Source organism: Pseudoalteromonas sp. UCD-33C (assembly GCF_001306895.1).
Lineage (GTDB): Bacteria > Pseudomonadota > Gammaproteobacteria > Enterobacterales > Alteromonadaceae > Pseudoalteromonas.
In genome coordinates this window covers 65,030-77,807 of sequence record NZ_LJTB01000002.1, presented here as the reverse complement: position 1 = coordinate 77,807, position 12,778 = coordinate 65,030, and the positions used below count along the sequence as shown (strand labels likewise).

The following is a 12,778-nucleotide window of genomic DNA, read 5'->3' as shown; positions in this document are numbered from 1 at the left end:
AAAGCGAGCCTCGGCTCGCTTTTTTAGCTTTGTCGATAATCAGCGAAGAATCGCTGCATCTTACTCATGGCTTCTGTTAAATCATCTTTGTTTGGTAAAAATACCAATCTGAAATGATCAGGATCAGGCCAATTAAATGCGCGACCATGCACTAATAAGATTTTCTCAGCTTTGAGTAAATCTAAAATCATGCGCTCATCATCTTTAATGTTAAAGTGCGCCGTATCCACTTTCGCAAAAGCGTAAAGCGCCCCTTTAGGCTTTTTACAGCTAATACCATCAATGGCATTTAAACCACGCCATGCAATATCTCGCTGAACGTACAACCGACCACCAGGGTTTATCAAGTTATCGATTGACTGCACACCGCCTAAAGCTTGTTGAATAGCATACTGAGCAGGCACATTGGCACATAAGCGCATTGATGCCAGCATATCTAGGCCACGACTTAAGTCGTCCATCATGCTAGTACGACCGCTTAACACCATCCAGCCCATACGCAATCCCGCAGCGCGGTACGTTTTTGCTAGGCCATTAAAGGTGATAATTGGCACATCATCACACAGCGCACCAATCGAGCTGTGGCTGACACCGTCATACAAGATTTTCTCGTAAATTTCATCGCTCAGTAACAATAACTTGTGCTCGCGAGCAATATTGATAAGTTCCATCAACAGATCATCACTATACACCGCCCCTGTTGGGTTATTCGGGTTTATAAGCACCAACGCTTTGGTCTTTGAGGTGATCTTCGATTTAATATCAGCAATATCAGGGAACCAATCTTGTTCTTCATCACATAGATAATGCACAGGGTTACCTCCTGCTAATTTAACCGATGCAGTCCATAGCGGATAATCCGGTGCAGGAATAAGCACTTCATCGTCATTATCAAGTAATGCTTGTGTGGTCATTTGAATTAATTCGCTGACCCCATTGCCGATATAAATATTATCGACATCAAGATTAAATAATCCGCGTTGCTGATAGTGTTGATAGACAGCCACACGGGCTGAGTAGAGGCCTTTAGAGTCACAGTAGCCTTGGGCTGAATATAAGTTACGAATGATATCTTTGTGCATATCTTCAGGCATATCAAAGCCAAAGGCAGCTGGGTTGCCAATGTTTAGCTTTAATACTTTTTGCCCTTCGTCTTCCATTTTTCGAGCTTGTGCAAGCACAGGCCCACGTATGTCATAACAGACACCGTCTAGTTTGTGACTCTTTTTGATTTGTGACATGGTTACCTCTACTAATTAGCCTTAAGACTAACCCAGTAAGGGGCCACCACGCCAGAGGATTATTGCGGTTATAACTGAAATAAATTCAAGTTTTTAGCGAGTAGCGAACCAAGCTTGTAATTTTTCTACAGAACCTGAAACTTGTTCATCAAGGGTTTGTGATTTTTCTTGTGCAGTGACTACATCACCTTGGTTCAAGGTCAGTTCAATCTCTTGCGCAAGCGATGATAAACTTGCAGCACCAAATTGAGCTGCATTTGATTTTAAACTATGTGCATGCCTTGCAGCTGCTTCGTTATCTGAACCAAGATTTGCAAGTACTTCAGAGCCTAAACGCTGAAATTCACTACAACAAAAGGTCAAGGTGTCGGCAAATTGGTCACCTAAAAGTGATTCCATCCCTTCCAGTGCACTCTCATCAATTGTGATTGTCGTCATCTTTATCCCTTAATCAAAAACGTAATTATATAAATCGCAACTTTAGCCGTTCATAGCTAAAAAGCAAACCTGCTTTGCGAGTTAAGCTCATGTATACTAGGCATAGTTTTGATTTACACCTGAGTTCGTATGGCTAGAGAATTGTGCTCACATTGTGGCTTTTCAGTTAAAACCTGTTTATGTGATTCAATAAGCATAATCAATAATAAACTAAAAATCATTATATTACGCCACCCTAGTGAGGAAAAAGTTACTAAGAACACCGCTAATTTACTGAATTTAGGCTTAGATAACTGCCAAATCATTGCAGGTGAGTCAGAACAAGACTTTTTACAGCTCGCAACATTGCCAAAAGCAACAACTGCGGTACTCTATCCTGCTGATAATGCATTATGTTTAGATGAACACACTGCCACTACAGATGCTTTCAAACAGTCTTTAACTCATTTAATTGTGATTGATGGTACGTGGAAAAAAGCCTACAAAATGCTGCAATTAACTCCAAGCCTTCAGGGGTTTCAGGCTGTGAGTTTTAAGCAAATACCACAAAACAAATACGTCATTCGTAAAGCACCACGCGCAGATAGCTTATCAACTTTAGAAGCAGTGGCTCATAGCCTTAAACTGATTGAAGGCCTTGATGTAACACCGCTATACAGATTATTAGCAGCACTGGTCGATAAGCAAACCCAACATATGCCAGATGATGTTAAGGCACGCTATTTATAATGCGTGTATCAAAACGGCTTAGTGCCGGTTTTCACCGTCAGGGACCAGATTATCGCTTTGATGATCAGGTCGATTTTGACGATATTCGCGATACCTTTGGTTTTCGTACCATGGTGGTTGGCAATTGGGTTAATAAGCAAGAGCGGCTATTAGCGGCGAATTTAATTTACGATGCCTTAGCTGATCTAGCGCAAATACTGACTTTACCCCCAACGGCAATAGGCCTTAGGGGAAAGCTTAATTTTGCCTTTGGTCATGGTGGCCAAAAAGGTGTGCAGGCTCATTATAATGCTCACAGTCAAACCCTTGCACTAGCAAAAAATGCCGGTGGTGGCGCTCTGGCCCATGAATGGTTTCATGCGTTTGATCACCATATTTGTCAGCATTTATTTAAGAGCAGAAAAAGTATGCAATTTTGCTCAGCACTGTGGCTCGAACAGTCACCAGATTTGAGTCATCCACTTAATCAACACTTAAATGAGTTTTACCATCAGGTATTTTTAGACACCTCAGGTGAAAATCCAAATGCGTTCGTGAAGCAATCTATCGCTTTTGATAGGCAAGTAAAGCAACTTTATATGAGTATGCCTGAAGAACTAGCGGCTCGCTGTTTTGAAAAGTGTATTGCCATGCACCCTGATATAAAAAATAGCTTTTTAGTGAGTGGGTTATCGACAAGTGGCTTAATCTACCCAGATGAGCAGCATTCAATGCGCTGCTTTTCAGCACTGCTGAATTACTTTAATCAGTTAGGTTCGCTGTTGCATCAAGGCTAATTTCAACTTTCTGCACCTCGCTTATCCAAGTTAAGTAATCATCTGCACAAAGCGGTTTTGAAAAATAATACCCTTGTCCAAACTGGCAGCCATAACTTTGCAGCATTGCTAGGCTTTGCTCATCTTCAATACCCTCAGCAACAACATGTGCACCCAAAGTAGTGGCGATGTCACAGGTTGCCCGGCAGATACTCTGATCGTTCACTGAAAATGGCAGGTTTAACACAAATTGTTTATCTATTTTCACCTCATCAAAGCCTAGCTGGCTCAGATAAGCAAGCGATGAGTAGCCGGTACCAAAATCATCAATTGCTAGCTTTAAACCGATTAAACGATAGTCATCAAGTGTCGCTTTGATCTTTTTACTTTCCTCCAAAGTTGCAGATTCTGTAAGCTCCAGCATCACAGATTCGGCACGCACTTTTTGCTCATTTAAAATAGTGATTAAAAGCACGGGTAAGTCTTTATTTAATAAATCTTTTGCTGAAATATTAATAGAAATAACGTGATCGGGTATCAGTTTGCAAAACTTCGCTTGCCATTCAATGCCCCTTTCAACGACCCACTCTGTAAGCTGATTGATCACCCCTGCTGACTCTGCAATTGGAATAAATACATCTGGGCTTACTGCACCAAATACAGGATGCTGCCATCGCAGCAATGCTTCACAGCCCACTACTTTGCCTGTTTTCAAACATATCTGCGGCTGAAAGTGTAAGCTGAGTTGGTTCTCATCAATCGCAATTTTAAGTGCAGCAGCAATCGATAACCTTTGCTCAGAAAGGCGTGCAGTTTCTGAATCGAACATGCGCCAACGTTCACCTTGTAAACGCTTTTCAGACATAGCTTGTATCGCACATTGCAAGATTTGTTTCGCGGTATTGCCATGCATCGGGTAATAGGCAACCCCAATATCAACACTATCAACTAAATTAATATCTTCATGGGTGAGCCCTTCTTCAAAGACCCCATGGATCAAACATGCAAACTGCTCTATGTGACTTAGCTCAAGCTCGCCCATAATTAAACAGCCAAACGTACTGTCATCAACGTGAGCAAGCCACGCGCTTCTGCTTGCTTGAATTTCAAGCTTTAGTGCACTCATACTCTGTAGTTGAGTATTTAAGATACTTAATCTTTCATTGATACAAATATTGGCTTGCTCAAAGCCAAATGTAGAGCGGGCATTTGAAAGTACATGAGGTTTAAATAATAAAACTGAAAAGTGTTGTTTCTGCGATACTTTCTTCACCATTTGCGCGAGTAAAAACTGCTTATTTGGTAGCTTAGTATCTGCATCATGTAACATGGAGTAGCTAAACGCTGAGATTTGCTGGCGATCTTTTAATAACAGTACGGAACATATCGCCAATGATGTGATAAGTAAGATAGTGTTATGAACACCATGGTAACCAATGCCAAAGCCATTCCAGATAAATAGACTCAGCACTTGAATAACAATAGTTAAAAGCATAAAAACACGCAGGTGAGTACGGTTGTTTTTACGCTTAATCAAACTATAAAAGATTACAGAAGCAAAGCACAAAAAGCCCAAACAGCTGACTATAAAAAGCCACTGACGATTAAACTGAGGCAATAGTGATGACAACACGGCTGCGCTGAGTAAACAAACCATCATAGCTTGCCAAGCCTTTTTAAACGTAACTGTATAGGTATGGATCGCTAGAAAGTGATATAAAAAATAGCTTACAAAACATAATGCAAACTCATTAACAGGCCATTTTGCTTCCCAATCTAAACCATCAACAAGATAGTTTATTAACCCGTTATCAATCAAAAATCCGATACAAACCAACACGAAGTACGCATCCAACACCAAGTATTTTGGTTGCTGCGATACAAAAAAATAGACAGCACATACAAACATACATAAAACTAGCACACCTAAAATTGCGCCATAGCTTAAAATTATTTGATGTAAATTGGTTTCAAATATTTTGGCTGAAACCACCCCAACTTCTATCGTCAGTGCCCTATCGTGCTCAAAGTTAACCAATGCCCAGCGATGGCCCTGGCTATGCTCTATTAACCAGTGCGGTCGAACATTTGATAAGCTTTCAAGTGAAGCGAGTCGCTGATTATTGGTAGCCTGATAGTTTTCATCTAAAAGATAAAATTTAGCCCAGGTTAAATTAGGCTCACCAAGATAAACAACGTAATTATTATTGTCGGGTAGTTGGAATAAATCGATTATTAACCAATGAGATGTTTGCGGGGCAAGGCGAATAGTACTGCTTTCGAGTGCATTCAGCTTTTTAGCATTTTGTAGTGATTGTTCCAAGGATTCACTTAATTTAGCAAGTGGCTCAGCGGAGTCAAGCAACCAAACTGACGCACTATCACTGGCAGCAAAAGTACTTACGCTGTGTAACAACACACAACACAGAAATACGAGCAATTTTTTTATAACCCGATGGACTTGCTTGCCAATAAAGTGCATTTTAGCTCCGTGCTTTAAACACCAGCTAAAAGTATGGGAGGAATACGCTTAAATTGCCAATTATGCAGGCTTTAATTAGGTAAAAAGTTCAGTAACAAAATGTTATGTGGCCCGAAAGCCACACAAACTCTAATTATTTATTATCATCACTGATACGACTTGCAACCGCCGAATTTTGATCTTTATATTTTGCGTCTTTACGAACGTTGTATGGGTTTTCTGCAGGGCTTGTCATGGTTTCAAAGCTCATAGCACCAATTTTCATCATTGGGCGTAAAGCCAATGGCAATTTGCCTGAGTTATAAAACTCTAACACGATATTACCAGACCAGCCTGGGTCAATACGATGTGCTGTTACATGAACCATCAAACCAAGACGTGCTAACGATGAGCGACCGTCTAACCAACCAACAATATCTGCCGGTAATGTAACTTTTTCGTGGGTGATAGCCAGTGCCAATTCACCTGGGTGAAGGAAAAATGCTTCTTCATCAGCCAGCACAATTTCGTCACTCATGATTGATTCCATCGCCTTATTTAACTGATCTTTTGGACCACTTAAGTCAACATAGGCTGCGGTATGATCTTGGAAAACTCGAAACTTGTTGCCCAAACGCAAGTCTACCGTCACACCTGAAATCATTTCTTTACTCGGTGTTGGCTCAATAACAATGCGGCCTTCGTCAATATACTGCTGAATATGGGTATCTGATAATCTCATTTATTATTCTACCTAATACAACTTAAACATATGATTTTAAGTTGAAAAAACACGCTAAGCTTTAAACTAAACACACCAAAAATCGAGTGTGTATCAGCAAAGCCAAATGGGGTGGCTATAGTGTGCCATATATTACACAAATCATCAGCGTGTTGCGCGAATAATTCTCAACAAAATAAGATAAGCCATCTCAGGTAATAAGATCAGTGTTTTCTGATTTATCTGAAGTACTGAGTTTTGTTTTAATGCCCCGACTATAAGGAGAATGAGGATAAGTTGTTATGGATTACGTTATTTTATCCGTAATAACATTGCCAGCATGCGTTGTCGCAATTTTAATAGCCAAAAACTACGCTAAAAAACACGATTTATGGCATGGCTTTCTCGTTTTTGTCGGTTCACTTCTATTAACTAGCTGGTCGGTGGTGGGCTTAGTTGCAAACGAAACGTTCTTTTTCCCGCTACCTTCATTACTCACTATAGCCTTTTACTTCTACTGTTTTGGTGAAACCGATATTGTGTTCATGCCTAATTTATTAATTAATCCTGGTATTGCTATTTTTTGCTATTTTGTTGGCTACTTACTTTATCGCAAGAAGCCTCTTTAAAAACGTCTTAATTATCAGATTTAAAATAAAAAAAGCCGCTCATTGAGCGGCTTTTGTTCCTTTGGGGATCACATATTAAAAGCTATAACGGGCACCAATTGTGTAACGAGGCCCATATTGGCGAGCAAATAAGAACTGCTCTTCGTAACGACCGTAGCCACGCTCAGTTTCGTTGTTAAGGTTTATACCTTCAAAGAAAACAGTCATGTTTTCGTTGATGTCGTAGTTAACACTTAAGTCCCATTGACCGTAGGTATCGCCAAATTGTGGGGGCGCATCAGATGAACCTTGCGCTTGACCAACACCAATTAAGTATGAGTCACGCCATGCGTAAGTCACTTTTACTGATAAGCCATCTTTATCATAGAAGGCTTGGAAGTTCGCTGAATCACTTAAACCCGATAGTGGAGCTTGCTGAGTTAAACTTGCTACATCAAATTCAACATCACCATCTACAAATGTTGCGTTGACACCTAAACCAAAGCCACTTTCACCAAATAAGTGTTGAACAGCAAGTTCAAAGCCATCAACTGATTTGCTATCAGTATTTTGTGGCTGAGAAATGTTCCATACCATCAGTGGATCTGAACTCGTTGGCTCAATGGCACCGTCCGCATTACCATAACCTAATGCCAGCATTTCATTGAACACAGCGTCACTCGTTGCCTGCTCGCCACGTGCTTCTACAGATGCCACAGCTTCAAGGTAACGAGGACCATTTAAGATATCGTATAGACCTTCAATGGTTGTTTCAGTGATTTGCGTTTGAATAAAGTTATCTACGTCTTTTTTGAAGTAACCAACTGACGCATAACTGCCTTCGCCGTAGTAGTACTCAAGTGATAAATCGAGGTTAGTTGATTCAAATGGCAATAGGTTAGTATTACCTTGGCTACCTGTACGCGAACCTGGTTTAGGGCTACCCGTTAAGCTACGACCACCAGCCAAATTACCCAGCGGCGCACGTGCCATGGTTTTACCCCACGAAACACGACCAACAAGCTCGTCTGTAATTTCAACTTTTACGTCAATGTTCGGCAACCAAATATCGTAGTTACCTTCTTCTTGATAAAAGTTATCTGTACCGCCAGTTTCGTACTGCATGATCCACTCAGATGCACTTACCCAATTAACTTGACTTTCAACACGTTGACGAACCGTACTGGTCACATCAGTTTCTTCATAACGAAGACCTGCGTTAATCTGTATGAAGTAATTAGCTACATCGAACTCCCATAAGCTATTCACATAAAAGCTTTGCGTTTTCTCTTCTACGTAGCTTTCACTGTCGATACCATCATAAAATGGGTCAATTGAGTATTGATTATCGCCCAATAAGTCTTCATTTAAATAAGCAAGTTGACGAGCTAACGCTTCTTCAAAGCTATAGGTGTAGTAATAATTAGGCTCAAGGGCACTACCACCACCAGCGAACTGGTCTAGCATGTCGCCAGTATCATTATAAGTGAACATGCCATCTGGGAAGATTTCTGTGAATGAAGGGTTAAAACCAGGGCCCCCACGTAAGCCACTCCAAGCGGTAAATCCACCCATAGTTTGCTTAGTATTTGCAGCACCGAATTTCACTTTAACAAGCGGAATTTCAAAGCTTTCATTGAACCAGGTTGCATGAAGCTGAGCTTGCTCAACATTAGACTCACCTGGTGAGTAAATAAACTGACTGAAGTTTGAATCTATCTCACTTGGGTCTAGTACTGTAGTACCATTGTTCCAATTAACGTAGGCATGCGGAACCTCACCAGTGCGATAGTCATATACTTTGCTCTGTAACTGGTCAGAGCCAAGAATGATTTGACCATCAGAACCTAAGCCATCATCTGCGCCGTTATCTGTTTCGTTTTTCGAATCATGATAATCGAACTCAACTTCCCACTGGTCATTGATTTGCCATTCTAGGTTTAAACCAATTGAACGTGCTTTAACTTCTGTAGTGGCACGGCTTGCGGTGAATGAACCATCATTACCACTGATATCGGCATAAAGCGCTGTGCCATTTTCATCAAGCTCATAACTATTGATGTTACTGCCAAACTCATTCCAAATACCCCAACCTGCAGTTTCAACACCGGTGATTGCACGACTTGCTGTGTAATCAACCGTTGCAGTAAAGCTTTCAATTGGCGAGTACTGTAAAGTTACTTGGCCATTAGTACGCTCACGTTCAACATCAGCAATACTGTAGTTCATGTCTTTCGGGAAGAAATGATTACCGACACGGTTGCCTTCGCTATCTACTGCACGTGGGTCAATGTAGTCACCTTCATCAAGAGTTGGTAAGTCAACATTGGCCTGCCAACCTTGAATATTGGCACTTTGCTGTTGAAAATCACGTTCTTGATGAGAGAATGATGCCGCAAAACCAAATGTATCATCAGCATAGGTATTGCTGTACATCGCTGAAAACTCTGGCGTTACATCATCACCTTTTTCATTTGACGAGTCATGAATAGCTTTAATAGACGAGCTAAACTTTTCGCCTGGGCTATTTAATGGGCGAGTTGTAATAATATTTACAGTAGCGCCTAGACCACCACTTGGAACATCAGCTTGACCTGATTTCGCTACTTCAAGTGCACTTACACCATCAGCGGCAATATTCTCAAGGGCGTATGAACGTGTATAACCCGTGCCTGGCATTTGACGGCCATTCAACATTACTAGGTTAAACTCAGGGCCAAAACCACGTACCGTAATTTCGCTACCTTCGCCGTTAGAACGACTCACTGATACACCGGTAATACGCTGTAATGATTCAGCTAAGTTAGTATCTGGGAATTTACCCATCTCTTCTGCTGAAATCGCATCAACAACACCTGTTGCATCACGTTTCATATCCATGGCGCGGATCATACTGCCACGAATACCTTTAATTTCGATAACTTCAATATCGTTATCAGCTTTCTCTTGCTCATCCTGTGCATAAGCCGACATAGTGCCTAGCCCTGCGGTTAAAATCATCGCAACTGACGCTGCAAGAGGTGTTTTAATAAATTTTGTGCTTTTCATGATATACCTGCTTTTGCAATATGTTGTCATGGATACTGGGTGCTGTAATCAGCACCCATCACTTGTTGCCAATGTTAATTACGGGTTTGCAATAACTGCATTATCAATACGGTAAACCGCACCTTCACCCATACCCCATGACGGGAACACCATAACAACGTCGATTGCACTAATATCAAGACCTGCACTTAGTAAATCGGCAAGTGTATAAGTATAGGTTTGCCACTCACCAACCACAGGCTCGACACCTTCTTGGCTTGCACTTAACGCAAGCTCCACAGCTTGACCTGCATCGTTTGATTCAATTTTGAATAACCACTGAGCATCTTGGTCGCTGGCGTTTGATACAATCTTCATTTCAAAACGAACCACACCTTCAGATAACAAGTGCGATGCATCAAAGCTCACGCCATCATCAGCTAGGAACCCCATTACCGTAGCGGTAGAACCAATTTGAAATTCTGCCACTGAGCCATGGGTTTCATCGTCAGTTTCGACTGTTGGCGTGCTACCAGCACAACAATCCCAAATACTCCACTGATCTGCCACGTTTTCGGCAAACAGCGTCAGCTCTGATGCTGCCGATTCTTGCTCTGGTGCATAAATGCGAGCATTGTCGACACGGTAAACTGCACCTTCACCTTGACCCCAAGCAGGGAAAATCATGATGACATCAATAGCACTTACATCTAAACCTGCGTTTAATAAAGTACTGATTGGGAACGTGTATGTTTGCCATTCACCAGCAACAGGGTCAACACCTTCTGAGCTTGTGTTAAGGTTAACCTCTACTGCTGTTGCACCTTCATTAGACTCAACTTTTAATAGCCAAGGCGCATCTGGTATTGATGATAAAGAGGTGATCTTCATCTCAAATTGCAGCATGCCATCATCAACCAATGCTGATGCGTCAAACTGCGTACCACTGCCACCAGATGAAGTACGGTTAATAAAGCCCATTACCGTAGGAGTTGCACCAATAGAGAACTCTGCAGTAACACCGTGTTCTTCGTCGTCGACTACTTCAACAGGTGTTGAACCACCACAACAATCCCATAGCGGCCAATCAAGATTAGTTTCATCAGTGAATAAAGTTAATGAAGGTAATGTTGTTGTGCCGCCATTGGTAATTTCAACATTATCAACACGGTAAACAGCACCCTCACCTTGACCCCATGCAGGGAAAATCATGATTACATCAATTAGCGATACATTTAAACCTGCGTCAGCTAATGTTTGCAGTGGGAAGGTATATGTTTGCCATTCACCGGCAACTGGGCTAACACCTTCTGTACTTGCACTTAGGTTTAGCTCAACGGCTGTCGCGCCTTCATCACTTTCGATTTTAAATAACCAAGGTGCGTCTGGCGTTGATGGTAAAGACGTTACTTGCATATCAAAAGTCACATAGCCGTCTTCTAACATTGCACTGGCATCATAAGGTGACGCTTCACCGTTTTCATCGGTAATAAAGGCATCACGGCTAATAAAGCCATTTACAGTAGGTTCCGCACCCACACTAAATTCAACCACATTACCACGGTCTTCATCTTCAACTAACCCTGGCGTTGTGCCACCACAACAGTCCCATGCAGGCCAGTTAGGGTTAAAACTGCTATCAAAAATAGTCAGCGGCGTAACAGTGCCATCACTTGGTGGCGTTGGAGCAGGAGCTGCGCCTTGCACTAGTGCATCTTCTAAATTGTCATAACCTGGGCGAACTGTTTCACAGCCTTTACCTGTGTCTGGATCTTGAGCACATTCATAAACACGTACATAGTCAACTTCAAAAGTTTGACCATTTTCGAATGCAGTTGCATCAATACCAAGGGCATTAACATTTTCAGGCCAATCACCGCCAACAGCAAAGTTTAAGATTAAATAAAACTCTTGGTTAAATGGCGCAGCGTCCCAGAAAGTTGTTAACTCACCAGTTGTTTGATCAAAGTACTCTGTGTACCAACCCTTATGTTTAAGAGCCAGTGCTTCACCGTCAGCGTTATAAAGTAATTCTGACTGGCGCTGTGTTGCATATAAATAGTCATCTACGTACCAACGAATTTCACCCTCTTGCCACTCAATAGCATAAGTATGGAAATCATCAGCAGGATTAGAATCTTGCGCGAAGGTGTACGCTTGACCACTACTGTCGTTATTTGGCCACGCTTGACCATAATGTAACGTGCCGTAGATATTTGACTCTAAGCCATCATCATTTTCAACTTTTAAATTCACTGATTCTAAAATGTCGATTTCACCTGAACGAGGCCACTCACCGTAAACTTCGTCGGTTGGCATCATCCAAAACGCCGGCCAAGAACCTTGACCGCTAGGTAGTTTTGCTCTTACTTCAAAACGGCCATATTTAAAATCGGCTTTGTAGCGAGTATTGATACGTGCAGATGTATAAGGCTTTGCAGCACCGTCTTCTGCAGGCAATGCAACGATATTAAGAATACCGTCTGCAACAAAGGCGTTTTCTTCACTGTCGGTATAACATTGTTTTTCGTTATTACCGCCACCTGCACAGTCTATTTCGAAATTCCATTTGTTGTCATCAATGGCATCGCCGTCAAAGTTATCTTCCCAAACCATCACCCAATCTGAAACTGGTTCAGTTGGATCGACAGTATCTATTTTTGTATCTGTGGCAGAGCCACCGCAGCCAGCTAAAGTCGCTACAGAAAGCGCCATTGCTAGTTGTGTTAAGTGTGTTTTGAATTTGTTCATTGCATTGAACCCTAACATTATGTGTTTGTTAGTACTCAACTGATATA

At 41.6% G+C, this 12,778-nt stretch carries 9 protein-coding genes; 3 read left to right on the top strand and 6 right to left on the bottom strand.

Annotated elements, in window-relative coordinates:
• Positions 1-23: 23 nt before the first annotated feature.
• Both AOG26_RS03540 and AOG26_RS03535 read right to left on the bottom strand, forming a co-directional pair.
• Positions 24-1,241, bottom strand: coding sequence for a pyridoxal phosphate-dependent aminotransferase (locus tag AOG26_RS03540; RefSeq protein WP_054552951.1), 1,218 nt, complete (start codon positions 1,239-1,241; stop codon positions 24-26).
• Positions 1,242-1,334: 93 nt separating this feature from the next.
• Positions 1,335-1,679 (bottom strand): Hpt domain-containing protein, encoded by a 345-nt coding sequence (locus AOG26_RS03535; protein ID WP_054561260.1) that lies wholly within the window; start codon positions 1,677-1,679, stop codon positions 1,335-1,337.
• Positions 1,680-1,808: 129 nt separating this feature from the next.
• Between AOG26_RS03535 and AOG26_RS03530 the strand changes: the two genes are divergently transcribed.
• Together AOG26_RS03530 and AOG26_RS03525 are read left to right on the top strand one after the other, a co-directional pair.
• On the top strand, positions 1,809-2,408 hold the full coding sequence (locus AOG26_RS03530; RefSeq protein WP_054561259.1) for a tRNA-uridine aminocarboxypropyltransferase: 600 nt from the start codon (positions 1,809-1,811) through the stop codon (positions 2,406-2,408).
• Positions 2,408-3,184: a CLCA_X family protein gene (locus tag AOG26_RS03525; RefSeq protein WP_054561258.1), complete on the top strand. Its 777-nt coding sequence runs from the start codon at positions 2,408-2,410 to the stop codon at positions 3,182-3,184. The genes AOG26_RS03530 and AOG26_RS03525 overlap by 1 nt, the downstream gene beginning before the upstream one ends.
• On the opposite strand, the gene AOG26_RS03520 is transcribed toward AOG26_RS03525, so the two are convergent.
• Together AOG26_RS03520 and dcd are read right to left on the bottom strand one after the other, a co-directional pair.
• On the bottom strand, positions 3,150-5,645 hold the full coding sequence (locus AOG26_RS03520) for an EAL domain-containing protein (protein WP_054561257.1): 2,496 nt from the start codon (positions 5,643-5,645) through the stop codon (positions 3,150-3,152). The genes AOG26_RS03525 and AOG26_RS03520 overlap by 35 nt on opposite strands.
• Before the next feature lie 133 nt (positions 5,646-5,778).
• A complete protein-coding gene (gene dcd, locus AOG26_RS03515; protein ID WP_054561256.1) occupies positions 5,779-6,366 on the bottom strand; it encodes a dCTP deaminase in 588 nt (195 codons plus the stop codon).
• 281 nt (positions 6,367-6,647) lie between these two features.
• Between dcd and AOG26_RS03510 the strand changes: the two genes are divergently transcribed.
• Complete coding sequence (locus tag AOG26_RS03510) at positions 6,648-6,974, top strand: hypothetical protein (RefSeq protein ID WP_054561255.1); 327 nt, start codon at positions 6,648-6,650, stop codon at positions 6,972-6,974.
• Positions 6,975-7,049: 75 nt separating this feature from the next.
• On the opposite strand, the gene AOG26_RS03505 is transcribed toward AOG26_RS03510, so the two are convergent.
• On the bottom strand, positions 7,050-10,001 hold the full coding sequence (locus AOG26_RS03505) for a TonB-dependent receptor (RefSeq protein ID WP_054561254.1): 2,952 nt from the start codon (positions 9,999-10,001) through the stop codon (positions 7,050-7,052).
• Between the two features lie 78 nt (positions 10,002-10,079).
• On the bottom strand, positions 10,080-12,731 hold the full coding sequence (locus AOG26_RS03500) for a glycoside hydrolase family 16 protein (protein ID WP_054561987.1): 2,652 nt from the start codon (positions 12,729-12,731) through the stop codon (positions 10,080-10,082).
• Between the last annotated feature and the right edge of the window lie 47 nt (positions 12,732-12,778).